Annotated in this window: 23 protein-coding genes; 11 read left to right on the top strand and 12 right to left on the bottom strand. The window is 64.1% G+C overall.

Annotation, left to right across the window (positions count from 1 at the left end; all coding sequences use genetic code 11):
- Positions 1–269 precede the first annotated feature (269 nt).
- Positions 270–536, top strand: coding sequence for a hypothetical protein (locus V3W47_RS14110; RefSeq protein WP_331825860.1), 267 nt, complete (start codon positions 270–272; stop codon positions 534–536).
- Positions 537–840: 304 nt separating this feature from the next.
- Here the strand turns inward: V3W47_RS14110 and V3W47_RS14115 are convergent, their stop codons facing one another.
- Entirely contained in the window at positions 841–1,269 is a 429-nt protein-coding gene (locus V3W47_RS14115; protein WP_331825861.1) for a DUF3006 domain-containing protein, read from the bottom strand.
- Between the two features lie 881 nt (positions 1,270–2,150).
- Between V3W47_RS14115 and V3W47_RS14120 the strand changes: the two genes are divergently transcribed.
- The gene (locus V3W47_RS14120; protein ID WP_331825862.1) at positions 2,151–4,340 is read left to right on the top strand and encodes a hypothetical protein; all 2,190 of its coding nucleotides are present in this window, start codon (positions 2,151–2,153) and stop codon (positions 4,338–4,340) included.
- An 86-nt stretch (positions 4,341–4,426) separates the two neighbouring features.
- Entirely contained in the window at positions 4,427–5,518 is a 1,092-nt protein-coding gene (locus V3W47_RS14125; RefSeq protein ID WP_331825863.1) for a transposase, read from the top strand.
- Positions 5,519–5,635: 117 nt separating this feature from the next.
- Here V3W47_RS14125 and V3W47_RS14130 read toward each other — a convergent pair whose 3' ends face one another.
- Both V3W47_RS14130 and V3W47_RS14135 read right to left on the bottom strand, forming a co-directional pair.
- On the bottom strand, positions 5,636–5,932 hold the full coding sequence (locus tag V3W47_RS14130; RefSeq protein ID WP_331825864.1) for a helix-turn-helix domain-containing protein: 297 nt from the start codon (positions 5,930–5,932) through the stop codon (positions 5,636–5,638).
- Complete coding sequence (locus V3W47_RS14135; RefSeq protein ID WP_331825865.1) at positions 5,929–6,201, bottom strand: helix-turn-helix transcriptional regulator; 273 nt, start codon at positions 6,199–6,201, stop codon at positions 5,929–5,931. The genes V3W47_RS14130 and V3W47_RS14135 overlap by 4 nt, the downstream gene beginning before the upstream one ends.
- A gap of 214 nt (positions 6,202–6,415) precedes the next feature.
- Between V3W47_RS14135 and V3W47_RS14140 the strand changes: the two genes are divergently transcribed.
- From V3W47_RS14140 to V3W47_RS14175, 8 genes are all read left to right on the top strand, one after another.
- Positions 6,416–7,024 carry a hypothetical protein gene (locus V3W47_RS14140; RefSeq protein WP_331825866.1) on the top strand — a complete coding sequence of 203 codons (609 nt, stop codon included), beginning with the start codon at positions 6,416–6,418 and terminating at the stop codon, positions 7,022–7,024.
- 203 nt (positions 7,025–7,227) lie between these two features.
- Positions 7,228–8,604 carry a J domain-containing protein gene (locus V3W47_RS14145; RefSeq protein ID WP_331825867.1) on the top strand — a complete coding sequence of 459 codons (1,377 nt, stop codon included), beginning with the start codon at positions 7,228–7,230 and terminating at the stop codon, positions 8,602–8,604.
- 1,154 nt (positions 8,605–9,758) lie between these two features.
- Entirely contained in the window at positions 9,759–10,394 is a 636-nt protein-coding gene (locus V3W47_RS14150) for a hypothetical protein (RefSeq protein WP_331825868.1), read from the top strand.
- Entirely contained in the window at positions 10,391–11,782 is a 1,392-nt protein-coding gene (locus V3W47_RS14155) for a hypothetical protein (RefSeq protein WP_331825869.1), read from the top strand. Before V3W47_RS14150 ends, V3W47_RS14155 begins: the two co-directional genes overlap by 4 nt.
- Positions 11,779–13,014, top strand: a complete 1,236-nt coding sequence (locus V3W47_RS14160; protein WP_331825870.1) for an ImmA/IrrE family metallo-endopeptidase — start codon at positions 11,779–11,781, stop codon at positions 13,012–13,014. Before V3W47_RS14155 ends, V3W47_RS14160 begins: the two co-directional genes overlap by 4 nt.
- A complete protein-coding gene (locus tag V3W47_RS14165; protein WP_331825871.1) occupies positions 13,011–13,574 on the top strand; it encodes a hypothetical protein in 564 nt (187 codons plus the stop codon). The genes V3W47_RS14160 and V3W47_RS14165 overlap by 4 nt, the downstream gene beginning before the upstream one ends.
- Before the next feature lie 413 nt (positions 13,575–13,987).
- Positions 13,988–14,950 (top strand): threonine/serine dehydratase, encoded by a 963-nt coding sequence (locus V3W47_RS14170; RefSeq protein ID WP_331825872.1) that lies wholly within the window; start codon positions 13,988–13,990, stop codon positions 14,948–14,950.
- A 74-nt stretch (positions 14,951–15,024) separates the two neighbouring features.
- A complete protein-coding gene (locus tag V3W47_RS14175) occupies positions 15,025–15,957 on the top strand; it encodes a hypothetical protein (protein ID WP_331825873.1) in 933 nt (310 codons plus the stop codon).
- 404 nt (positions 15,958–16,361) lie between these two features.
- On the opposite strand, the gene V3W47_RS14180 is transcribed toward V3W47_RS14175, so the two are convergent.
- The 9 genes from V3W47_RS14180 to rhaD all read right to left on the bottom strand — a co-directional run.
- Entirely contained in the window at positions 16,362–17,366 is a 1,005-nt protein-coding gene (locus tag V3W47_RS14180; protein ID WP_331825874.1) for an aldo/keto reductase, read from the bottom strand.
- A 285-nt stretch (positions 17,367–17,651) separates the two neighbouring features.
- Positions 17,652–18,197: an IS630 family transposase gene (locus V3W47_RS14185; protein WP_331825875.1), complete on the bottom strand. Its 546-nt coding sequence runs from the start codon at positions 18,195–18,197 to the stop codon at positions 17,652–17,654.
- Between the two features lie 37 nt (positions 18,198–18,234).
- Positions 18,235–18,594, bottom strand: coding sequence for a helix-turn-helix domain-containing protein (locus V3W47_RS14190; RefSeq protein ID WP_331825876.1), 360 nt, complete (start codon positions 18,592–18,594; stop codon positions 18,235–18,237).
- Between the two features lie 180 nt (positions 18,595–18,774).
- A complete protein-coding gene (locus V3W47_RS14195; protein ID WP_331825877.1) occupies positions 18,775–19,599 on the bottom strand; it encodes a class II aldolase/adducin family protein in 825 nt (274 codons plus the stop codon).
- Positions 19,586–20,230, bottom strand: coding sequence for a LutC/YkgG family protein (locus tag V3W47_RS14200; protein WP_331825878.1), 645 nt, complete (start codon positions 20,228–20,230; stop codon positions 19,586–19,588). The genes V3W47_RS14195 and V3W47_RS14200 overlap by 14 nt, the downstream gene beginning before the upstream one ends.
- Positions 20,227–21,729: a LutB/LldF family L-lactate oxidation iron-sulfur protein gene (locus V3W47_RS14205; protein WP_331825879.1), complete on the bottom strand. Its 1,503-nt coding sequence runs from the start codon at positions 21,727–21,729 to the stop codon at positions 20,227–20,229. Before V3W47_RS14205 ends, V3W47_RS14200 begins: the two co-directional genes overlap by 4 nt.
- A 67-nt stretch (positions 21,730–21,796) precedes the next feature.
- On the bottom strand, positions 21,797–22,540 hold the full coding sequence (locus tag V3W47_RS14210; protein ID WP_331825880.1) for a (Fe-S)-binding protein: 744 nt from the start codon (positions 22,538–22,540) through the stop codon (positions 21,797–21,799).
- A gap of 91 nt (positions 22,541–22,631) precedes the next feature.
- A complete protein-coding gene (locus tag V3W47_RS14215) occupies positions 22,632–24,098 on the bottom strand; it encodes a rhamnulokinase (protein ID WP_331825881.1) in 1,467 nt (488 codons plus the stop codon).
- On the bottom strand, positions 24,088–25,625 hold a 1,538-nt coding region (gene rhaD / locus V3W47_RS14220), incomplete at its 5' end, for a bifunctional rhamnulose-1-phosphate aldolase/short-chain dehydrogenase (RefSeq protein WP_331825882.1). The genes V3W47_RS14215 and rhaD, both read right to left, overlap by 11 nt.

The following is a 25,625-nucleotide window of genomic DNA, read 5'->3' on the forward strand; positions in this document are numbered from 1 at the left end:
CCAAAGGTGTCTCACTGAAGCAGTTCTGACCATAGGAAATAGAAAGAACGTTCCACACGACAAAAAGTCGGTTTCCCCCAAAAGTATCCCACGTACCGACGTCATCTTCCCCCAAAAGTATCCCACCCGGGGAAGGGGTTTCCCCCAGAAGTGTCCCAGCAGAGAGGTAACAGCTCAAAAAGGAAATTTTGCTGTCTAGGACGCGCCTGGTTCAGGAGATTTGCAACTACCCCCCAAAGGTGTCCCACCGACGAACAGCGGGTTGAAAGGTGCGTTGGAGCAGCCGGAGGGGTGATCACGACCGGGAAGTGTCCGGCGGCCACCCCGGCGTGCAGCACCCACGGCCAGACCTTGGCGGGCAGGCGGGAGTGGGCCTGGAGGGGCGTGACATACAGGACGCGCTCCCGCCACAGGCGCTTGTCCGCGCTGTTGCCCGCCTGGACGCGGGTGCCGCCGAGCAGGAGGGCGAGGTGCTCGGCGCTCACCTGCTCGCCGTGCTCCTCAACCCACCCCACGGCGGCCCATCCCTGGTATAGGGCCTTCAACCGGTCGAGGTCGGAACCGGCGTTCGCGCAGGAAGTCCGGGAGCGTGCTCCCCTGCCCGAACGCGGTGGGACCACGCTTCCACGAGGTGTGCCATCTCCGTGGCGGTGGGAAGCTTCTGCCGGGGCATGGCGACATTCTAGGGAAGGGAGGAGTGTGCTTCGGAGCAGTGGCGCAGCGTCAGCCTCTAGCGCAGCCTGCTGGCTGATACCCTCAGGGACTGATTTAAGCAGCGACCGCCAGTCAGGAGTCTGAATAGACACACTGAGGAACAGTGCGGCAAGGCGAGCAGACGCCTCACAGATCGATTTCCCCGACCGGTGCGGTCAGGTTCAAGGCGTCGGGTTGGGCCTGGACGCTTTGCCGCAGTTCCCGCGTCGCTTCCTTGTCCATCTCGACGGTGAGGTCGCCGCCTTCGACGTGTACGTGTATCCGCATGACATCTTCCTCGCGCACGCCTCTGGGCAGGCTCGCCAGGGGCCAGTCCTCGACCTCACCGTCGTCCAGTTCGACACGGGCGAGGCCGCCTTCGATGGCGTCCACGCTCAGGACGCCGATGAGCATCGGCTCGGGCGTCCCTGAGGTCGTGGCCGCACCGTAACGCACAGGACCCGCCCTGCTGATGGGCGGGTTCTCCTCGTGCACCCGGTCTAGGACGAGGAGCTGCTGGGGATGCTGTGCCCGGAACTTGGCGAACTGGACGTTCAGGACCTTCCGGCTGCTCATGGACGGCACCGTAACGTGCGGGGTGCGCCCGTCGTGGACCACTGCCTTCACGGTTTCGAGGCCCAGTGGCTTGTGACGTATCTGGTCGCCTGACGAAGCGCGCGATGAGGAGGTCGGGGAGCGGACAATGCACGAAACGCTTCAGGCGCCAGTAGACCTCCGAGCAGGATTTCTGAATCCCTTGTCCCCCCGAAATGATGCTGATTCCTCGCTTATTCCAAGTTGGCCCTGTGAGGTCGGATAGGCTCACGGATATGATGTTCAAGAATTTCTTAATGGCCGAGACAATGGTTCCTTGATGGATGACGTACTATAACGATTGAATCTGGCGATTCGCTTCTGCGGGAACAGGGAACAGGGAACAGAGAGCATGAGGTTTAGACCTCCTGCTTATCCTACGTAGTCATTGGCATCACAGTGCACTGAGGAGGGCACTGCCTATACCTGCATCCGTGTGTGCGCTTGGGGTGGTTCAGCGACCTTGTATTACTAGGCGTTGAGTTATACCAGCGTGACGATAGCTGAACGCCTGTATTATTCTTGACGAATATAGTTCCATTTTGAGAGCAGTGTTGTGAGTAACTCATTTCTGAAGTTGCTTTAGTTTGAAGCAAGCAGTTTGGACTTAATTTGGGCTGAGAAATGCTGAGATTCAAAACATAGTCACAAGCCCAGTACCAGAGGCTTGACGACACGATTATCCTAATTAGATAATTTCATCGGCTGCAGCGCACTCAGCGTAGGTGGTAGTGAGTGATGTTTTGACGACTGGCTGATCCAGAACCAAAACAGCAGATGGTCGTGTGGATCGCTCTTTTCTCCCACACGCGCTCACCTGGCAGTGCCCCTGTTTTGGCTCAAGGACCACTTAGGAGGCGTTTGTGTCACGTGCTCGAATCAATCAGGTAACGCATTACTTCGATCATCTCAGTACAGACGCGATCCAGATACCATATCTTCCTGATCGGCGTATCAATCGCTTTGTCCTGGCAGACCAACTTGGTCTATCCGTGAAAGCCGTAGAACAAGGACCATCAGAAATTTTGGATAAACTTGATATATTTGAATTACAGGGCGTCACGTATGCCCAACTTATAATACAGAGCAAATCACTGCTAATTAAAATACGTCCTGATCTAAAATTATCAAGTGTTGAAACCTACCTCAGCACCTTCAAAAAGCATTTGTTTTTATTGAAAATAGATTTTAGCAGCGTTGTGGAACTAAAAATTTTTGATGTTCGTGAAACAGCGAAGTACCATCCTGACGGTTTAGACGCGCGTAAGGAATCGTATTTAAAGAGTATTTTAAGCGCATTCAAAAGAGTATACTATGTTATGTGTTTAAATTTATATCAAACCGATGACCTAAGAGAATTAATAAAACAAACTATCGTTCTTCACGAATTGGATTTGAGCGAGCTACCAAACCTACTTCAATCTTCTGTTGATCAAGTGAATAAATTAGTTTCAGGAGAGCAGTTTGCTGAGCAACACAACTTATTAGAGAGAATGGAATCCGAACTGCGTCTTCCCGCGGGTACATTAACTAGGCACTCCAAAAGGCGCAGCTCTAGGAAGGTGGAGCCCACCTGGTGGCTTGACGTTACGTACGAATCGATGGATAAAGCTGCCAAAGCAAGATTTAAAAGAAGTGTCTACCTAATGCTACCCAAAAATTTCAGCGAGCTTAATGCGTCAGAACAATACGAAATTTTTACTACCGCAGTGAATAAAGTAAGAAACGAAGAACACCTCCCTGAGTATTATAAGCGGGCCAGAAATTCTAAGATGGAATTCAAGATAGACTCATTATACAATGCGAATAAAATACTTCTTCAAGAGATGAATTCCTTGATCACTTTTAAAACAGCTTTATACGCCCGTGGCTTGAAACGAGATGGTTCATGGAAATTATCTACAGCCAATATGAGAAGAAGAGCGATAGAATCGTACATCAAATTTCTTGTTCTGAGAAACGATCCTACTACTCCATACTCTGGGAGAGGAATTCCAGCTGAAGCTTTGTCTCTTGCTTATATTATAGACTCCGAAACTATCTTGGACTATGTCGATTACATGTACAAACGAGCTGGTATTTACCACGAGGGCGTAGTAAATACTCTTACTCTTGCTCAAAGCCTGCTCCGCCCCGAGTTTGGGTGGATCTGGCAACAGCCCGAGCTGATGTTACGCTTGCCGACTCTTTTACAGCAGCAGATTAAATTGCAGGGGGGCTGGGAAGAAGCATGCACTCAGAGTCGAAATATTCTCAAGAATGCGTTACGAGACATCAAGCCCCAAGTCAAACCGTCGCGCGATCCGCATGAGAGGATACAGCCGCTGCTTGACATGGACAGCCCACTTAGTTCAATCATAGACGCATTAAAGCAGTCCAAAGCGTCTTTGAAGCTTGGAGGTCCACCTACTTTTGAAGATGCGTGGCTCCTGCAAAAACATCTTCTTGTGAGCCTTCTAAGCTGCTGTCCCCTACGCACCAAAAATTGGACACTCCTGACTTACGGCTCCAAAGATGTCACGAAGGACCACTTACAAAAGAGGGATGGACAGTGGCTCTTGCGCATTCCAACTGCAGAATTGAAAAATGGGTACAGCAATCCCGAATTGCGGGAATTGAGCTCTGTCGAAGTAGAACTAGGGATGTTATCTTGGATGAACGAACATCTCGAACTTCTTGATATTTTCATACGGGATTACAGACCTCTTTTGACTACATCTAATATTTTATTCACAAATATGGAAGGAGAACGTACTACTGATATAAGTTTACGGCATCTTGTGGGGAGTTGGACGAGAGAGTACATATCAGAATTCTCCTCTCACACGTCCGCTGTCCGGGGTGTGCAGCCGTTCGGTTTACACGCTTTTCGATACATTATAGCAACTGACTTTGCCAAGAGAGGCCAGTACGATCACGCTGCTGTAATGCTGCTTGATACAGTTGAAACTGTACGGAAATTTTACTCTGTCGATCCAATAAAAAATAAGCTGCGTAGAGCCTACGAGGCATCAAACAAGGCAAGACAATCAGGGATTCACGGTATTATTTGAGCCTGAGACAGCTTATAAAGCTATAGACTTAGAACTTGCACCTGGATAGGTAGCGAAAGAGCGCTCCCAGACGCGAGAAAGAGGGTGTGTGGAACCTCAAACTTCGCGGGGAGCGCGCGTCTATTCTGGCAGACGCGCTCCTCTCCATCCCCATCAGTCCTTACCAGAAGCGCAGCCTCCAGGCTGCGCTGGGACTTTTTCTCGACCTGAAGACGAAAAAGGCGCTCCACCGAGCCCACACGGTTAGTGCCAGTGCGCTGAGTCGCCTGCTGAATGTGTACGAGTGGGACACCGCCGCCTGCTGGACGACCCTGGTCCAGGCCCAATGGGACGCCCTGCTGCTTGCAGCACAGCACAAACATCACCCTCGCTTGCGGCTGTGCGTGGACCTCACCAGCGTCCCGAAAACGGGACGCGACCTGCCCTTCGTGCGCGTCTATAACGAGGTCTACGGCATTCATCTGGTGGTGCTGTACGGGGTGTACGGGGACCTGAAGTTCCCCGTGGGCTACCGGGTGTACCGGGGGAAGGGAACCCCTTCCCCCGTCCGTCTCGCCCTGGACCTGCTGGCGACCGTTCCCGCAGAAGTCAGCCGCCGCTTCGATGTCTGGGTGCTGGCGGACAGCGGGTTCGAGTCGGCCGACTTTCTCCAGGGCGTGCGGGACCTGGGCTTCGAGTTCGTGGTGGGCGTGCGTTCCACCCGTCGGACCGACCATCCCGGTCACGTCACGGTGGAGGACTGCGACCACGGGAGCTGGGTGAACCTTACCAACTGGCCGTGGGAGACCCTGACGCTGGCCCGAGTTGACCGAGGGGAACGCACCTTTTTCTCGGTGGCGTCACAACTGCTCCCGGGCGACCATGTCGCCCGGGAGGGGGGACGACGCTGGGCTATCGAGTCGTTTTTCAAAGAGGCGAAGCACGGCTTTGGGCTGAAGCGGTTCGCAACGCGAACCGCTCAGGGCCTCGACCGCTGGGTCCTGCTGGTCTTTGCCGCGTTCACCTTGTCGATGCTCTGCCGCACCGATGCCCTGTCGCTGGAACAAGCGGCGGAGGTCGCTGCCCGGGTGGCTCTGCCACTGCTGGTCATTCAGCGACTTGCTGTACAGGTCTGGCAAGAGGAGGAATTCCTGCGCCAGCACGGCTATTCACTCACCCTATCCAGGTGCAAGACTTGAGATAGACCTACAAGTTGGGGGGGATGCCCTGGGCGGACGCACTTGACTCGAATATCCGAACCATCCTGACGCCTTGAGGAAGTGACAACGCCAGCAGGAGACGTACGCCGCGTGTTCTCAGGCAGACGCCACTCCCGAGCTGATGCCCAGCAGCCAATCGCTGGTCACCTGCAAGGCAAGGGTAAAGGCGCGAAGCTCGTAATCCAACACGCCGCGCCGACCGGTCTCGATCTTACTCAAGGTTCCCACAGTCATTGGAAGTCCATAGTCAGCGTGCAACACGTCGCACAACTGTTTGCCCGACCAGCGAGGCTGGTGTGCCCGGCGAGCCTGCTTCAGACGAGGTCCGATGATGTTGCTCCCCTCGGCGCCCTGGATGCGGTCGGGCATCTGGCGTTTGCGGGGAACCTTCATTCCAACCCGCCGCCTTTCACTGACAGGTCGAGCAGCTCGCTCACCGTCATGCCCAGCGCGGCGGCGATCCGCAGCAGCGTCGAGAGGCGCAGGTCGCTCTTGCCCTGCTCGATGGTCCCCATATGACTGCGGAACACATCGACCTCCGCAGCAAACTCGTCCTGGCTGTATTTCGGTTTGCGAAGTTCACGGACCCGCTGGCCGAGGGCGACCTGGAAGGCCTGGACTTCGGGGCTGACTTCACGCTTCTTGCGGGGCCGTCTGGTCACGCCCGTAGCCTGGGTGGACTCCAAGTCAAGTGCGACTTGATCTAATCCGGCCCTGTAATCTCCGTCCTGATATAACCAGAGCACGAGGAATTCATCAGACCTCGGTGTCGGAGAAACGAGGCTCCGAAGGCGCGGAGCACGGCACGTTCTTCCACTTATCGCAGGTCTGAGCTGAGCGATCTGCCCCAAGCCGCACCCGAGAGGAGAAAAGTTCATGGCACGTCGACCCAGCCCCGAAGAGTTGAAGGCCCAGCAGATCGTCCTCGAGGGAGGCTTTGCCTTTTACGGCCTCATCAGCGCCCTCCCCCACCTCCCCACCCCATTGCACGCATGGCAGTCCCAGACTGTCCAGGACAATGGCTCCCAAACGGTCCGGTGTGGCTCGGTCCGCACGCTCCCTCACGGTCCCGATGCCCTCGTCCTGCAAGCCCTGCTGATGCTCTACGACCGCGATCCCCGACCCGACCGACAGGTGACGTGCACCGGTCAGGCTCTGCGGGAGGCCGTCCTCGCCCTGGCTCCAAACCTGTGGCTCACGGACGAGCAACTGCACCAGTCGCTGCTGCGCCTCATGGGGGTCAAGATTGACGCGACCTGGAGGCCGGGGCCGGGACGCCAGCAACACACGATCCAGTTTGGTCTGCTCAACGACCTCGCGCTCGACGTGGCAGTGCAAGCAGAGGTCGTCTCCCTGATCACCCTGACGGTGGCGCTCTCGAGTCGGACGCTGCGCCTGGGGCAACTCGACGACAGCACTCGGCAGGTCGTCCCCGTGCAGGAGTTGCTGACTCTTGGCTTGGAGGAGTTGATCCCCGACCTGTAGCCGAGGGGTGCACCCCTCGGCGCCCGCTGTGGACCCTTGCGCCCCCTGGTCCCGCCCGTGTGCATGCCCTGTTCCTGGAGCGTCCTGTTGCCTTTGTCTGGGGGAACCATGCCCGTCCTGATTCAGCCGTTCCCAGCCCTGTCCAGCTTCCTCCCCCCGGAGTCCTGCTGATGGCGGCCCACCATGTCTCCCCTGGAGGGCGGGTGTCACATCTGCTCGGTCGGCTGGGGGCCCGACGCGACCGGATGTTCTATGCCCCCGGTCTCCGGCTGGCCCGTCCTCTCCTGGCCGCCAGTGCAGCGCTCACGGTCGCCCTCGTCGCCGAACTGATCTTCAAACTGGACACCTGGCTGGCCCTCGGACTGGCGCTCGCCTTCTTCCTCCCCGCACTGCGCTTGCTCCCCGAGGCCGAGCGGCTCCTCGCCCTGGGGTGGGCGGTGCTGCCGTTCGTGATCACCAGCCTCGTCTCGGAGAGTGGCTGGGTTCTGCTGCTCTCCCCCCTCGTCGCCGTACTCGCCCTGACTTCCCTGATCAGTCAGCGCCGTGCCCTGCCCTTCGACGCTCAGCTGGGCCGCTTGCGTGAGGCGCTCGGGGTGGGCTGGCAGGCGTACCTGCCCCGTGACTCACAGGCCCAGCATGACGCCCGGGTGCTGGTCAGCCCACAGGGGCAGACCTTCTTTGTGGGCGTGACCTTCGGTCGCGCCACCCAGCAGTACGGCAGTCCCCACATCCACTGGCAGGGGGTGACCCAGGAGATCGTCCGGGACCTCGCCTCGCGGGACTGGGGGGTGGCCAGCGACGGCCAGAAGGTGCTGTGGGTGGTGCGTCCCCGCAAAGCACAGGGGGAGTACCCCCCCACCGCCGAACACGGGGTGACCACCGTCATCGCTAGCGCCACTGACCTCGCCGCTCAGCTCAAGGACTGGGCGCAGATGCGCCAGAACCTGAGCGGTTCTGCGTCTTCTCCGTCACCTGTTCCCCTGTCACCCTCCGAGTTCGGGCGTCAGGTCGAGGCGCAGGCGGCGGATGAACTGGAAGCACTCCTGCCGCCGGGCTGGAAGCTCCAGCGCAACCGGCTGCTGGCGGTCGGCGGGGACGCCGACCTACTATTGACCTCCCCGGCGGGGACGCGCTTTGCGGTAGATATCAAAGCGCGGCTGGACTATATGGACCTAGACACCCCCCAGGGCGAACGGGCCAAGAGCTGGCAGGAGATTCATGATCAGGTGGTGCGGGCAGCGCGGCAACTGAGCGCCGTGCCGGTGGTGTGGCAGGCGCGGGCCCGGGACCAGCGGTACCAGCAGGTCGGGGAGGTCTGGTGTGTGCGTGGGACACCGGACGGGCTGCACGAGGCACTGGAGATCATCGCGGGCCGCGAGGCGTCGGGGCGTGGGCGTGATCCGTACGAGGTGCTGGGAGTGCGGCCCTCGGCCTCGCCGGACGAGATTCAGGCGGCGTACCGGGCACTGGTCAAGCAGTACCACCCCGACCGGGTGGGGCATCTGGGGGAGGAGTTTCGTCAGCTCGCCGAGCAGCGCATGAAGGAGATCAATGCCGCCTACCGGGAGCTGATGGGGTGACGGGCGCTGGGAGGGGAGGCACTCTTTGGCACTCGCTTGGAAGGCACCCCGTGGGTGTCCCTGGTCAACCTCCTTCGGCAGGCTGGATGAGCCATTCCTTACGCCGTCGAGAGTCCGCACAGAGTGCTGTCCGGCAATCAGGCGGTGGACATCATGCACCTGCTTCCGGCGAGCACGTCCGATTCCTGCGATGGGAGTACGACTCCTCCAGACGGGAGGACTTGGCGGTGGACCCCGCTTTGCGCTGGGCTGGAGCGAGGCCCTGTTCGGGCTGTGGGGTGGCGAGTGGATTGGGTGGGCAACTGCGTCGCCTACAGGGGCGGTCAGTCGCGCTCAGGGGAGCGGGACCACCGCCGCTTTCGCCGAGGCCAGAAGCTGGGGTTGTTCGATGACGGCGGCGTGCTGCTAATCCCGGGGTGGAGCGATGGGGCCTTCGACTGCCGGGCCTACAGCCAGGACTAGGATGGTCAGCCCGAGGAGCTGGCATGCCGCGAGAGCCCGCGCTCCCTGGCGGACACTGTTCAGGACCTCCTCGCACAGGAGTCACAGCACGAGGAGGGACGAACCGCACGCTAGAGTGCCCTGCCTTGAACCGACCCGAGCACTTCAAACCTGACACTCCCCCTGTGATCACGCCCCGAGGTGAGCGGGCGTGACAGTCACTCTCCCGTCGCCGCTGCTGGCCCTCACGCTGCAACAGCCCTGGGCGACGGCTGTCCGTGACCTCGACAAGCGCGTGGAAAACCGGGGCTGGCCTCCGCCCCCCCACGTGCTGGGCCAGTACCTCGCCATCCACGCGGGCAAGACGTTCGACGAGCGTGGTGCCGCGTGGATTGAGGCTCACTTCGGGGCAGCCTACTCGACCCGGAACACGGCCGCCGGGGCCATCGTGGCCCTCACTCGTGTGACTGAAGTAGCTTCTTCGCGCGTCGATCCCTGGTTCTCCGGACCGTATGGATGGGTCTTCGATCAGGTCATCCCCCTGGAGCCAGTAGCCTGTCGCGGCGCTCGACACCTATGGCGGGTTCCGGACGCCGTTCACGCACAAATCGCCGAGCAGCTCCTTCGTAAGATGTCAGGTTCTGGTTAGAAAGAACGTTCTCGTACTCCAACAATGTCAGAACCATCGTGTATGCTGCTCTCAGGAGGGCAGCGTGCCGGACCTCGACAACGTAGGGTTCAAAGTTCAAGGAAGGTGGAAGACGGCCCTGGTGGTGGCGAGAAGGGAGCCCGCCGCGCTCGCCCAGCAGATCGCGGCGAATCTGTCCCGCTGTGTCACCGTGGCCGCTGGAGTGAGGTCACTCCCGGATTTGGCCGCCCAGCTCGCGGACATCGCCGCCCGACCCTTTCACGAGCGCGAGGCCTGCCGGGTGCAGTTGCCGCGTGAGCATCTCCAAGACGGCATCCTCGCCTGGCGGGCGGCGCAGCAGGTGCTCACGGACCTGCGCGATCCCATGCTGACCTGCGAGCCAGGGGACGTGACGCGCGCCCTCGCCCGGCGGTTCCTGGAGGAGGTGGCCGACGCCAACTTCTTCGGCCACCTGAGCCCCAAGACCCTCGTTATGGTATTCGGCAGCGAGGAGGGCGGGCGCCAAGCCGTGCTGAACTGCCGCCGGGAGTTGCAGGACTATCTCGACGGCCTGTCGGGCGAGTTCGCCCAGGGCTTCTGGGAAGCTCGCCTGACGCGGGTTCCCGAGCCCGAGGTGGAACGGCGCGACACGGGCATCCTGTTGCAGGAGGACGCTCCGCTGAACCTGGATGCCCTCGGCGACTTCGAGGACGAGCCGTGAGCCGCGCCCCTGCCATGCGCCGCTTCGACTTCAGCGAGCCCTTTGGGCGCGGTTCGCGCACCCGCCTGGCCGCGCTGCGGGTCGGCGTGGAGGACCTGTGGACCCTGCGGCCGGGCGTGCCCCGTGTCGTGGACGACCTGCTCGACGTGGCGGTGGCGGTGTACGCCGCCGACCGCCTGCTCCGTCGGCCGCGCCTGCACGGGCACTTCGGCGCGCGGGTGCTGGACCTCGTGGTGCCGGTCGTGGAGGTGGACCGCTGGCGGGCCCTGGAGAGCGAACTCGCCGACTTCCTGGCCTGGCTGACGGGAGACGACTGGCGGCTCACCTTCGTGCCGGGTGCCCCCCGTGTCCGCGCGCAGGGCGGCCTCTACCCCCCGCCGTCCGGCCACCCGTTCGTGGGGCTGTACAGCGGTGGCCTCGACTCTCTGGCGGGGGCGGTCATCCAGGCCCTCGATCCCAACTTCGATAGCGGCATCCTGGTGCGCGCCACCAGCAGCCCGGCCCTGACCGCTAAGCAACGTGAGCAGTGGCAGGCGGTGCAGGCCGCGATGCCCGACTTCGACTGGCATGGGGCACTTACCTTCAGGCACCCCTTGAATAAACGCGCCCTCGGGGACTGGTACCGGGTGGAGCAGGCGCAGGAGAAGAGTCAGCGTTCGCGTGCCCTGCTGTTCCTGGCCTTCGGGGCCGCCACGGCGCATGTCTGCGGGGTGAATACCCTTCACGTGTACGAGAACGGCGTCGGGGCGATCAACCTGCCCCTCACGCCCGCCGCGAGCGGTGCCGACCAGACGCTCGCCATGCACCCCGAGACCCTCCTGCGATTGAGCAACCTGTTCAGCAGGCTGTTCGGGGCCGAGTTCCGCATCGTCAACGCCTCCCTGTGGCGCACGAAGGGGGAGATGTGTGCGGTGCTGAACCGGCGCGGCCTGGGCTACCTGGCGGAACTCACGGTGTCGTGCGACAGCTTCCCCCTGCGCGAAGCGCGCAAGCAGTGCGGCACCTGCACCTCCTGCCTCCTGCGCCGCCTCTCCCTGCTCGCGGGCGGCCTCGCGCACGTTGACCAAGCAGACCGGCACTACCGCCTCGACGTCGCTGCCCCCCACGAGAGCTTCCAGGAGACGGACACGTTGCCCGCCTCCCTGATGGCCGACCAGGTACGGCGGCTCTCGGAGGCCGTGCACGCCCCGGACCCCGCCCGAGCGTTCCAGCGCGCCTTCCCGGAGATCGAGCGCGCCCGGCACGCTATCGCGGCTTCGGAACGTCTCACTCTGGCCGAGGTGGATGCGGAGCTGCTCTCCCTGTACGGGCGGTACGCCCGGGAGTGGAGTGGTTTTCAGGCGACGTTTCAGGACCGGGCTCACGCCGGAAGGGAGAGGACCTCATGACGGCACCCGACTTCGACCTCGGCAACACCGACCTCACGGCGCTGGGCGCACGGTTGCAAAACGCGCGCAAGGCCGCGCGCCGCACCCAGCAGGAGGCCGCCGACGCACTCGGCGTGGCCCGCACGACCCTCGTCGCCATCGAGAAGGGCCAGCGTCGAATTACCCCCGAGGAACTCGTCGCGCTCGCGGAGCTCTACGGGGCGAACCTGCACGACCTGCTGCGCCGCCGCGCGCCCGCCGGTGGCCTCGACGTGCAGTTCAAGGCGTACTTCAAGGGGCGTGGCACGGCCAACCCCGAGGAGGGCGACCGGCTCGAACAGGCGGCGGCGCTGCTTCAAGGGTACGCGGAGAACTACCTCGACCTGGAGGAGACGCTAGAGACGCCCCTCCCGCGCAACTACCCCAGCGAGTACGACGTGCGCGGCATCGGGGTGGAGGCGGCGGCTGACGAGGTGGCGGAGGCCGAGCGGCGGCGCCTGGGGCTGGGGGACAGTCCCATCGCCGACCTGCGGGCGGTGCTGGAGACCGAAGTGGGCCTGCGCATCTTCTTTCTGGACCTCGACTCGCGGGTGGCGGGCCTGTTCGGCTACACCGAGGAACTCGGGGGCTGCGTCGCCATCAACGCCAAGCATCCACCGGACCGCCAGCGCCTCTCGCTCGCGCACGAGTACGCGCACTTCCTGACCCAACGCCAGCGCCCGGACGTGCAGGTGCTGCGCGCGGGCCGCCTGCCCGAGAGCGAGCGCTTCGCCGAGGCCTTTGCCCGTCGACTGCTGCTGCCCTCCAGTGCCGTGCTGCGGCACCTGCGCAACCACATGCGCCACAACGGCAAACCCAAGGTGGCTGACCTCGTCCACCTCGCGCTCTACTTCCACGTGTCCTTCGAGGCCTATGTGCGCCGCCTGGAGGAACTTGGCGTGCTCGGCGTCGGCACCTTCGACCGACTGAAGCTGGAGGGCTTCAAGGTGCGCGAGGCACAGGACCTGGTGGGGGCCAACCCTGACGAGCCGTCGCCGCCCAAGTTCCCGCAGCGGTATACCCTCCTCGCGCTGGAGGCCCTGGAGCGGGGGCTGATCTCCGAGGGGCGCGCGGCCCGCCTGCTGGAGGTGGACCGTTTGGAAGTGCGTGAGCTGCTGGAGCAGTCCAGCGGGCAGTCCAGCGTGAACGCCGAGGGCGAGGTCGGCTGGGTGCGCTGGCAGGTCGGGGAGGACCTCGCCGTGAGGTCCAGGTGACCGGGGAGACCGACTGGTACCTCGACGCGTGTGCGCTGATCAACCTGTACGCCTCAGGCCGCCTCGCCGAGGTGGCGGGAGTGCTGGGGGTCCGCTTTCACGTCGTGCCGAAGGTGTATCCGGAAGAAGCCGGGTACATCCTCTCACCGCAGCCGGACGGTCGACGGGAACGGGAACGCATCGACCTCTCGCCCATGATCCAGAGGGGCGTCGTTCTTCAGACCGGCGCTCCACGGGGCGCCGCAGTCGCCGCACTCGTCCGCTTCGCGGCTCAGGTCGACGACGGAGAGGCGATGACGATGGCCGTGGCCCTGACCGCCGTACCTCGTCCCGCAGGCGTGGTGACTGACGACGAGGCCGCGCTTAGGCTGCTGAGGGGCGAACACGACGCGTCCTTCACGACGAGCCTCTCATTGTTGCGCCTTTGGAGTGAGGTCGCGGCGGTGGAGGTACCGGAGATCCGGACCGCTCTGCATAACGTGGAGGTTCGCGGGCGCTATCGCCCCGGTCCACGTCATCCGGAGTACGCCTGGTGGCTGGCAAGCCGTGAGGTAGACTGACCCGTTCTCCGGACCGTCGAGGGAGCACCTGACGAGCATGCCCGCGAGAGTGGGACCGCGCCCTCCGGGTGAGAGCACAGACATGATCTCCATCCTCTGGCTCCTCTGCGTCACGGCCGGAGGAGCCCCGGAAGGACTTCTCCAGGTGATCGAGGGAGACCTCTAGCAGCACAACGACCCTGACGAGGGGGCCCCGGTGGAAGTGAGCTGCCCGTTGGGTCCTCCTTTGATCGACTGCTCAGGGCCAAGGCTGCTGCTTAACGCGCCGCAGCGAGGTCCCGGTCCCTGGTGGAGTGCGCCTCATGGTCCCTGAGCCGCCTCAGAAGCTGCCAACGCTGCTCCTCAGCAGGCGGTCGGAGGGCCGAAGCATCGGCCCACCTCTCATCCCCTTCCTCCTGCTGTTAGCGTCGGGCATGTCGTCTTCCCTCTCTCCTCAACGGATTACCGCCACTTTTCGGCAGCTCCAGCCCTACGTCCGCCGCACCCCCGTGGTCGAGGTGGACGCTGCGGACTTCGGCCTCCCGCCCGCACCCCTCGTCCTGAAGCTCGAACACCTCCAGCATTCGGGGTCGTTCAAGGTCCGTGGCGCCTTCGCCAACCTGCTCGCCCACCCCCCCGGACCGGCGGGAGTCGTCGCCGCGTCCGGCGGCAACCACGGCGCCGCCGTCGCCTACGCCGCGATGAAACTGGGGGTGAGGGCGACCATCTTCGTGCCCGAGGTCGCTTCCCCGGCCAAGGTGGCGCGCATTCGGGCTTACGGGGCCGAGCTGAAGGTGGGTGGCGAACGGTACGCGGACGCCCTCGCCGCCAGCGAGGAATGGCTCCTCCAGTCGGGAGGACAGCCGGTCCACGCCTTCGACCAGGAGGAGACGCTGCTCGGGCAGGGGACGGTGGGCCTGGAGTTCGAGGACCAGGCCCCGGGGCTCGACACCCTCCTGGTGGCCGTGGGTGGGGGTGGGTTGATCGGGGGCATCGCCGCGTGGTCTGCGGGACGGGTCCGGCTGGTGGGTGTCGAACCGGAGGGGGCGCCGACCCTCACCCGCGCGCTGGAGGCTGGGCGGCCGGTGGATGCGGAGGCGGGGGGTATCGCGGCGGACTCGCTCGCCCCGCGTCGGGTGGGAGAACGGATGTTCCCCCTGGCACAGGCCTATGTGGAGCGGGTGGTGCTGGTGCCCGACGAGGCCATCGTGCGGGCGCAGCAAGCCCTTTGGGATGTGACGCGCCTGGTCACCGAGCCGGGTGGGGCGGCCGCCTTCGCCGCGTTGCTGTCGGGAGGGTGTCAGCCGCGGCCGGGAGAGCGGGTGGGGGTATTGCTCTGCGGCGGCAACTCGGCGGCCGTGGACTTTGGGCGCTCAGGGGAGGAGGGGGCCTCCTGAAGGAGGTAGTGTTCCCTCCTGTCCCCGGCCCTGCTGACCGCCCTTCTCACCGCGCGGGCCAGGACCCTTGCGGTGTGTGTTCCCTGACCAATCGGGAACCCATCTTCCTGCTGGGGGCCGCTCTGGTGGGCCACGAGCAGGAGCGGGACCTGCGCCACGCATGGGACGCCCTGCGGGCTAACATTCGGGATGCGCTGCTGAACGACCCGGCCACCCGCGACCGATACCGGCGCGAGCACGGGGAAGGACTGCCGGACGTGCAGGCGTCAGGGCTGTATCAGAGCCAGGGGTATTACCGCATCCTGCGGCCCAGCGACCCCGACTATTGGCGACGCAACCGGGCCTGGCTGCACGAGGCCCTGAGGTTGACACGCACCCACGAGGTCAAATTCCTGTGTGTCTGGACGCAGCTTGAGGACCAAGTTACGCCGACAGCCCTGGTGGACACCCTCCGTCCCTATACCCGCGGTGAGGCTGCGGCCCAGCGTCTGGCGCGCACGCTGACCAATCCCTACCTGCAGTTGATTCCCCCGCTGCTGCATCGCCTCTATCGGGCCGCCCTCCAGCGAGAGCGTACCGTCGGCATCGTGTGGGACGATGACCATGACAGCCGCGGCTTCCAGAATCTGGGCGTGTATCAGGCCCTGCAAGCCCAGGGGCACTTCAAGCGGACAACGCAGCCCAGTTTCTCCGACGTGCGGCAGGAGCCTCTTCTGGGCCTCGCCGATGTGCTCGGTTATGTAGCCGGGCGGTACCTCTATGGCGTCCTGACGGAGCAGGTCCCACCGGACATCGAGGATTGGTGGCACACCTACGTTCAACCCAGCCTGCTGGCCGTCGACGTGACTGACGACCGGGAGGCGGAGTGGGCTCTGACGGTGGACCTCGCCCTGGCACAACACGGCCTCGCCGTGGTAGAGCCCTCGGAACGGGAGAACTTGCGCCAGCAATTGGTCCGCGGGATCGATTCGATTCAGGCACATGGCGATTTCCCGGGCACGCGCTGAGCCGGGACCGCTGCCAAATGTACGGGAGCCGCACTCTTTCAGCGCGGCCCCCGTCTGCCCACATCCTACCTCAAGCCAAGGCGTGCGTCAGCGTTGGAACAGTCTGCCGACACGATCAACCATTCGTCAAGGAGATACGGTCCATCCGAAATTCGCCCTTGAGTCTTAGCCTTATCGGGTAATAACCACATTCGCCCGGAAACACCCGTTAAGGATTTAGCCGCCGTCTCAGTGAGGCTCGAGTTGTCAGGGCTGTCGATGTCCCTCCTTCTCCAGCAGGGGACACCCACGCCTCCCACTTCAACACCCTTCACCCCGGGCACGAAGTCCGGCAGGCCCGGCCCGTCGTTGTCCTGGCTTCCCGCAAGCGGGCCAGACCTTTCGGCTTGGGCTTCGACAGGCGGCTATTCCGGCCCGTCACCAGCTCGGTGCTCGAAGGCTGCCGGTTCGTTCACGAGCGCCGTGAGCGCGTCGCGTTGCGCCGGTTCGAGCTGGACATCGGCCGCGGTCGCGTTCGCGCGGAGCTCGTCCGGAGTCTCGGCACCGACGATCACCGACGCGACCGCCGGGCGCGACAGCAGCCAGGCGAGCGAGACCTGATACGGCTGGTGCCCCCATTCGTGGCTGAGCCGCTCTACCGTGCGAGCAACGGCGATCTCGGACTCGGGAAACCCCATTCCCTGGAACCGCTGGTCGCCGACGACGTCGCGCTTGAGCACACCAAGATCAGCGAGCAGGCCGCCGTGCAGCGGTGCGTAGGGGATGATCGACAGCCCGAACTGCGCACAGGCTGGCGCGAGTTCGCGTTCAGCGGCCCGGTCGATGAGGTTGTACTTCACCTGCACTGCGACGGGCGCGTTCAGGCGACGATCGTCGGCGATCCACAGGGCACGCGTGACCTGCCAGGCGGGGTGGTTGCTCAGGCCGACGTAACGGATCTTGCCCTGCCGGATGAGATCGTCATACACCGCGAGGGTCTGCTCCAGCGGCGTGTCCGGGTCGGGGTCGTGGGCGTAGTACAGGTCGATGTAATCGGTCTCCAGGCGGCGCAGACTCGTTTCGACCTGGCGGATGATATGGCGGCGCGACAAGCCGCGGTCGTTGACTCCGTGCCCGACGATTCCACTGGATTTGGTGGCGATCACCACCTCGTCGCGGCGACCACGAAGGGCCCGGCCCAGGAGTCGTTCGGCGGGTTCCCGGTCGGCAGCGGCGGGGGCACCGGGCCGGTCGAAGACAGGCATGTTTCCATAGACGTCGGCGGTGTCGATGAAGTTGATACCGAGGTTGAGCGCTTCGCCAATGAGCCGGTCGGTATGCTCCGCCGTCGGTGCTACACCAAAAGTGGCGGTGCCGAGCGAGATACGGGAGACTCTGATGCCGCTGGAACCGAGGATGGCGTACTGCATGAATAATTTCCCTCGCGTGCGAAACGGATCAAGCGTTGTCGATGGTGAGAATATTGGAAGGTTCGGTCAGGTTGAGTGTTCGACGCTCTGTTGGGGATATGACGGATTGATGAGTCAGGCTACCAGAAGCGTCACCTTGTTCCAAGGCTGAAAGGCAAATCTCTGGTCGCTTGGGCTGTATGGACGTGCGGCGAATGAACTCCGCCCAGGTTCGCCACACCGCTTCTTTGGGGACAGTGGATAGAAATGCCGACTGGGACAGCATTTGAGTTCTTAGGGCGGGGATCATAAGGGTTGCCGAGTCAGGAGGTAGCCACAGCGTTGAAACCAGCCTTGGGCATCGTCCGTGGAAACGGCAGCCAGCGCTCGACCAATCGATTGGTCGAGCGCTTCTCTGGTCCTGGGTTGGTCACGGCGAACCAGCGTCTTGACCTTACTGAACCCACCCTCAATGGGGGCCAGGTCGGGGGAGGAGGTGGGCAGAAACCGGAGGGTGCAGCCGTGGTCGTGCAGGAGTTGCGCGACGCGTGCCCTCTTGTGCACGCTGAGATTGTCCATCACCACCGTCTGTCCAGGAGACAACTCAGGAAGCAGAACGTGTTCGATGTAGCGCTCGAAGACTATCCCATCCACGGCCCCGGGGACGGTCAGGGCCGCCGTCATCCCCTGACGGGTCAGGGCGGCCAGCAGACTGATGTTGGCACCCTTGTTTCTGGGAACCGCACCATAGGCGCGCTTCCCGCGTGGTGTTCGCGCGTACAGCGGCGTCATGGCCAGATGCGTACTGCTTTCATCGACGAACACGAGCTGGTCTGCGGGGTGTTGTTGCATGGTCGTGCGCCACTCCTGGCGCACGACCTCATCGCGTTCACTGGCATACAGCGTCTTTTTTTCTCGTCCGTCCCTGGCGTAACAACAGTCGTCCCACCGTCTGCCGTGACACCTGAAGTTGCTGTTCTTGTGCCAGCCGCTGGGTGTGCTGGGCCAACGTCTCGTCGGGATGTTGGTCGCTCTGCTCTGCCAGGCGCTGCTCTTGAGCGGCGTCCAGTTTGCGGGGTCGTCCCGGGATGGGGTGAGGACGCACATGGCCCTCCTCTCGCTGGCGTGTACGCCAGCGTTCCACCGTTCGGGGATCGACGTTGTACCGCTGCGCCACCACCTTGACCCGATCTCCTGCCTGTAACCGGGCCATCACACGTTGCCGCAGGTCTTCTGAGTACGGCTTCATACCCCACCTTACGCCTCCGGCAACCTTTCTGCGCTCCGCCCTAACGGGGGTTTTCGGGCGATTGAGGCTATAACGCGCTTATCCGTCCCTTAGGACGGGATCAAGAAGTTTGAGTGCGTCAAGGGGGGAGGCGCGTTCAGGCCGCGCTTTCTTATCCGGAGGGGCGAGTCGTGTTCCTCGTCAGATCAGCTTGGTGGGCACGCCAAAGGCCTCCACCACTTCACGTAGTTCGTCCCGGGAAAGGCCCTCGCCTTTTCCCCCACTCGTGAGGTCGAGGTGCTCGTACTTCGCGGCCGTCTCCGCGTACTCCACCCGGTCCACCGCTCGGGTGATGCTCACGTCCGAGCGCGCCATCACGCCGTGCTTGCTCCACAGCACCACCCGGTGCTCGCGGAGCGCCTCAATGTTCGCGGCCATCAAGGCCGGGGAGCCCGGCAGGATGAACGGCAGCACGCCCACGCCCTCGGGCAGGTTCACGATGGTCTCCGGCTGCCAGCGCAGCAGCTTCTCGTTGAGGGTGCGGATGTCCCGGTAGGCGGCGATATGGCTTAGGTAGGTCAGGTGCGGCGGCTGAGCGTGCACCACCGCGTGGAAGTTCGTGCCGGAGCGCCCCACCTGGTCGTCGTGTACGGCGAGGTGCGAGTTGAACTCGCTCGTCACCCGCTCGAACAGCCGCCTCGGGGACGTGTACAGCCGGGCGGTGCGGCCATCCTCACCCATCACGACGGCTGCCAGGTTCGCCTCGGGGTCCTGGCGGATGTCGCGCAACCTGCGCCCGGAGCCGGTGACGAGCACGACCCGTCCGGCGAGGTTCGGGGCGGGTTGCGGCAGGGTGAAGTCCTCGCCGTTGGGGAAGCGGCGGCGCACCTCGACCGGCCAGCCGAGGCAGACCGAGAGGTTCCCGGCCCCCCCTTCACTGGCGTCCATCGCGGCCACACGGTGTCCGGCCTCGCCGATGGAAGTGATGAGTTCGTCGAGTTCCGGAAAGGGTTCAGGAAGTGGCATGGGTGTCCTCCTGCACGAGGAGAATGTCGAGCACGCGGGGGCCGTGCACACCCTCCACGCGGCTGAGTTCGATGTCCGAGGTCGCGCTCGGCCCACTGATCCAGGTGAGGGGTTGGCCCGCCAGGACGCTCTCTCGAAGGCGTGCGACGGCTTCCGGCAAGCTGTCCACGACCTGCATCTCACGCACGACGCAGAGGTGATGGTCGGGCACCAGCGTCAGGGCCCGCCTGCCTTGCCCAGGGCCGTGGTCGAGGACCACCGTGCCACTTTCCGCGATTGCGACCGCCGCACCCGTGATCACCGCTTGAAAGGGTGTCAGGTCCGTCACTCCGGTTATGTCCCGGGTCACGGCGAGCCCGGCAGGGAGCCACTCTTCCGGGAGGTCGTGCGGAACCACCGCCCGTTCGTTCCCATGCACGAGGAGAGCGGCCCGGATGGCCTCTGGCAATCTGCCTGCGTCCACCCGCACGACATTCGCCCGGTACTCGGCGGCGAACTCGGCGAACTGCTCCACGACCTCGGCATGGGGACGGGCCGAGGGACGGACGGGTACCCGCGCGAACGGTTCCTGTTGCCGGGCATGGGTGCGGTTGATGCGCGTCAGGATGTCGAGCTTCGCCCCGCCGTTCACACCGGCCCCCGGTCGTCCGTGCGCTGCGGGCCGAGGAGTTCGCCCTCGCTGAGCTGGGCGTCGCCGTCGGTCTCACGGGTTGGAGGAGCGGGCCGTTTCCTCCACCACTCGCGGAAGGATTGCGCGGCGAGGGGCGGCAGGTCGCGGGTGTCCGTCCAGCCGCCGAGCATCCCCGGCAGAGTGTGGATGGCGCCCTGCTTCACGAGCGGCCCCTGCCCTGTCCGCGCGAGCTTGATCGCCCCCTCGAAGCGGTGCGGCTCGCTCATCACCCAGGCGGCGGTCCTGAAGGCGATGGCCTCCGCATTCAGGGGCTTCTCCTCGGTGATCTTCCCACGCAGGTAGAGCAACACCTCGGGGATGTTGATCTTCACCGGGCAGGCGTCATAGCACGCGCCACACAGGCTGCTGGCCCAGGGAAGAGTGTTCGCATTCTTGTCCTCCAGGTGCAGCAGTTGCGGCGTCAGGATCGCGCCGATGGGACCGGGGTACACGCTCCCGTAAGCGTGGCCGCCCGCGCGCTCGTACACCGGGCACACATTCAGGCAGGCGGAGCAGCGGATGCAGCGCAGCGTTTGCCGCCCCACCTCGTCGGCGAGCACGTCCGTCCGCCCGTTGTCGAGGAGGACGAGGTGGAATTCCTGCGGGCCGTCGCCTTCCCGCACGCCAGACCAGAAGGAGTTGTAGGGGTTCATGCGCTCGGCGGTGGAGGAGCGGGGCAACAGTTGGAGGAACACCGCCACGTCCTGCCACGTCGGGAGCACCTTCTCGATGCCCATGACGCTGATCAGGACTTCCGGCATCGTGACGCACATGCGCCCGTTGCCCTCGGACTCCACGACGCAGACCGTGCCGCTCTCGGCGATGGCGAAATTGGCGCCCGAGACGGCGACCTTCGTACTCAGAAACTTCTCGCGCAGGTAAAGGCGGGCAGCGTCGGCAAGCTGTTTAGGCTCGTCGGTGAGGAGGTCGGCGCCGAGTTTGCGCCGGAAGAGGTCCCGGATTTCCGCCCGGTTACGGTGGATCGCCGGGACGAGGATGTGGCTGGGGCGGTCTTCGGCGAGTTGCACGATCAGTTCGGCGAGGTCGGTCTCGATGGCGTGGATGCCGCGCTCCGAGAGGCCACCGTTGAGTTCGATCTCGTCGGTGGTGATGGACTTGACCTTGATGACCTCGCGGACACCGTGGCCCTCAGCGATGCTCCCGATAATCTCCCGAGCTTCCGCCGCGTCGCGCGCCCAGTGGACCTGCCCGCCCGCCCTCTGGACGGCGGCCTCCAGGTCCAGCAAATAGTCGCCGAGGTGAGCGAGGGCGTGGTCCTTGACCGCCGCGCCCTGGGTCCGCAATTCCTCCCAGTCGGGGAGTTCAGAGACGGCCCGCAGCCGCTTGTCACGGATGGTCGTGGTGGCGTGCTGGAGGTTGCGGCGCATCTGCGCGTTGGAGAGGGTTTCGTGGGCCGCGTCCTGAAAGGTCTTCCTCGGAATGATCCCGCCCGCGCTCATGAGGACCCCTCGCGCGACATCGGCCCACATCCGAACGGGCAGGCCGCCCTGCCTGGCAACGACGGGCTCACGCGAACACTTCCTGTTCGGTGCTCGCCAGAATCTCGGCGAGGTGGACGGTGCGGGTGCCCGCTTGCAGGCGCGAGAGCCCCCCGCCGATGTGCATCAGGCAGGAGTTGTCGCCCGCCGTGCAGGCTTCGGCCCGTGTACTCAGGACGCTCTGCACCTTGTCTGCCAACATCGCCGTGCTCGTCTCCGCGTTCTTCACGCTGAAGGTCCCGCCGAAGCCGCAGCACTGGTCCACGTCGGGCAACTCGACCAGCCGCAGGCCGCGCACGTTCTTCAGGAGCCTCAAGGGTGCATCCCCGACCCGCAGAATCCGCATCGCGTGGCAGGTCTGGTGGTAGGTGACGCGGTGCGGGTAGTAGGCGCCCACGTCCTCAACTCCTAACTCTTTGACAAGAAACTCGCTCAGCTCGAAGACGCGCGGCGTGAGGGCGTTGACCTCCTCCAGCAGCGCCTCGTCTCCGGCCCACTCGGCGGCGCGGGGGTACAGGTCGCGGACCATCCCGACGCACGAGCCGCTGGGGGCGACGATGGCTTCCGCGTCCCGGAAGGTCTCTACGAAATGGCGGACGAGCTTCAGAGCGTCCTCCTGATAGCCGGAGTTAAAGTGCATCTGGCCGCAGCAGGTCTGCGCCGCGTTGAAGCGGACCGTGTGCCCCAGGCGTTCGAGGAGTTTGACGGTCGCCTCGCCAGTACGGGGAAACATGGCGTCATTGAGACAGGTAATGAACAGGTCGATCTGCACAAGGAAACCTCGAACGGTTAACGTGGGTGATCAAGGGGACCGGGACGGACATCGCAAGCCAACTTGCCCGTCCCAATCATCGACGGACTCTTCAGGGCTGCATGGATTGGAAACGGCCCACTCGACGAAAGAGGGCGAGCCGTTCGGGAGGAACGGGCGTGAGAGGCTCGAATGTCTCCAGGCCCCCGGACGCCAGGACGATGTTGCGCAAGCTTCCGGCGGGAATACTGCCGCACGCTTCCGCCTGCACGAGCAGGTTGCCGATCAGGGTCGCCTCGACCGGCCCGGCTATCACGACGCGCCCGGATACGTTCGCGAGGAGCTGGTTCAGAAAGCGGACCTGCGCGCCTCCTCCCACCACGTGAAGGGTGGAGATGGCCTGCCCGGTCACGTCCTCAAGCTGTGAGAGCACCTCCGCCGTACGGTAGGCGAGGCTCTCCAGAACACAACGGGTGATCTCGGCAGGTGTCCGCGGGATGGCTTGACCCGTCTCCTCGCAGGCCCGCTGGACCCGTTCGGGCATGTCGAGGCCGGGCGGCAGGAAACGGAGATCGTCCGGATCGATCAGGGGACCTTCCGCCGGTGCGGCCTCCGCGTCGCCGTACAACTGCGCGTACTCTGGGTCACCCCAGGCGCGGCGGCACTCCTGCACGATCCACAACCCCATGACGTTCTTCAGGAGCCGGGTGGTGCCGTTCACTCCGGCCTCGTTCGTGAGGTTGTACGTCAGGGCCTGGGGCGTGATGACGGGCGTCGGGGTCTCGACGCCCACGAGGGACCACGTGCCACTCGACAGGTACGCCCAGCCCTCACCCGTTGCGGGCACGGCGGCCACGGCGGAGGCGGTGTCGTGGGTGGGGGGTGCCACGACCTGTGTCCCTGACAGACCCGTCTCGTGCGTGATGTCCCCCAGGGGCGTGCCCGGAGGAACGATCTCGGGAAGGAGTGCGCCAGCCAGGCCGAAGGCGCGCAGGACTGGCCCGGACCAGGTCCCCTCGCGCGGGTCGTAGAGCTGTGTGGTACTGGCATTGGTCAGTTCGGTCGCGCGGCGGCCGGATAGCCAGAAATGCAGCAGGTCCGGCACCATCAGCAGGCAGCGGGCGCGGCCCAGGATGCCCGGTGCCTGCCGCTCGTGGGCGACGAGCTGGTACGCGGTGTTGAACGGCAGGAACTGGATGCCCGTGAACTCATACACGGCGTCGCGGGGGAGGACCGTCAGCAGTTCGTCCATCACGCCGTCCGTGCGCCGGTCGCGGTAGTGGTGAACCCCGTCGAGGAGCAGGTCATGTTCGTCCAGCAGGGCGTAGTCCACCGCCCAGGAGTCCACGCCGACGCTCTTGATGGGGCCGTGCTGCGAGGCGAGGCGCAGGCCATGCAGAATCTCCCGCCACAGGCCGAGCACGTCCCAGTACAGCCCGCCGCGCACGGGCACCCCACCGTTCGGGAAGCGGTGGAGGATTTCGACCTCCAGCCGCCCGTCCCGGATGGTCCCCAGCGCGACCCGCCCACTGGACGCGCCCAGGTCAATGGCGACGTGACGTTTGACCTCAGCGGACATACGCGATGGGCACCCCGCCGTCCACGGTGAGGATGCCGCCCGTGGTCTTGCTCGCGGCGGGCGTGGCGAAGTAGAACGTGGCCTCCGCGATGTCCTCGGGCAGGATGTTCACCTTCAGCGTGTTGCGCTGGCGGTAGAACTCTTCGAGCTGGTCCTCCCGGATGCCGTACGTCGCCGCCCGCTCGGCCCGCCACTTGCCGTCCCAGATCGCCGAGCCGGAGAGCACGCTGTCGGGCAGGACCGAGTTCACCCGGATGCCGTGCGCCCCACCCTCCTCCGCCAGGCAGCGGGCGAGGTGAATCTCGGCGGCCTTCGCGGCGCTGTACGCGGCGGCGTTCTTCCCGGCGGCGAGGCTGTTCTTGGAGCCGATGAAGACGAGGTTGCCACCCGTGCCCTGCGCCTTCATGACCCTGAACGCCTCGCGCGCCACGAGGAAGTAGCCGGTGGAGAGGATGCTCTGGTTCTTGTTCCACATCTCCAGACTGGTCTCCTCGATGGGGGCGCTGGAGGCGATGCCCGCGTTGTTCACCACGATGTCCACGCCGCCATAATTCAGGGCGGCGTGCGTGTAGGCACCCTGCACCTGCTCTTCTGAGGTGACGTTCATGCCCACGCTAGTCGCCCGCTTATAGCCGCGCTCCCCGACGATCTCCGCCGCGACCTGCCCCCCACCTTCCGCGTTCAGGTCCGCGATGACGACGTGCGCACCATCAGCCGCGAGCCGCCTTGCGATAGCACGTCCGATACCACTGGCAGCGCCCGTCACCAGGGCGACGTGCCCCTCCAGCACCTTCGGGGCGGGCTTCTGCGCGAGCTTGTACAGTTCCAGCGGCCAGTATTCCACCGCGTAACTCTCGGCGGCGGTGAGGGAGACGAACCCGCCGAGGCTACTTGCACTCTTCATCACTTGGATGGCACGCAGGTACAGTTGTCGGGACACGTCGGCTCCCTGTGCGTCGGGTCCGCTGTTCACCATCCCCAGGCCGGGGATGAGCACCACGCGCGGGCTGGGGGTGAACATCACGTCGCCCTCGCCCTTGTTCTCCTCGAAGTACGCGGCGTACTCGCCCTTGAACTGCTCGACTGCGTCCTTGGCCTTCTGGAGGAGCACCTCCTCGCCTTCTCCGAAGCGCCAGTTGATGAACAGCGGTGTGCGCTTGGTGTGCACGAGGTGGTCGGGGCACGCGGCACCCACTTGCGAGAGTTCCGCCGCTACGTTCGAGTTCACGAACTCCATGACCTCGGGGCTGGTGTCCACATTGAGAATCACCGGCCGAGCGCCGCGCATCGCGCCGCGCAGGACGGGCAGCAGACGGGTCAGGAGGTCATCCCGCTGCGCCGCCTCAACACTGTCGACCGCCGCTCCACCAAACGGCAGCTCGTCTCGGTGCGCGTCGAGGTACGCCTGCGCCTCCCCGATGATCCGCAGAGTCGTCTCGTAGCTCTCCTTCGAGGTCTCGCCCCAGGTGACGAGGCCGTGTTTGCCCATCACGACGGCCTCCAGCCCCGGATTGTCCCGCACCGCCG

Origin of the sequence: Deinococcus sp. YIM 134068 (assembly GCF_036543075.1) — a bacterium.
Classification (GTDB): Bacteria; Deinococcota; Deinococci; order Deinococcales; family Deinococcaceae; genus Deinococcus; species Deinococcus lichenicola.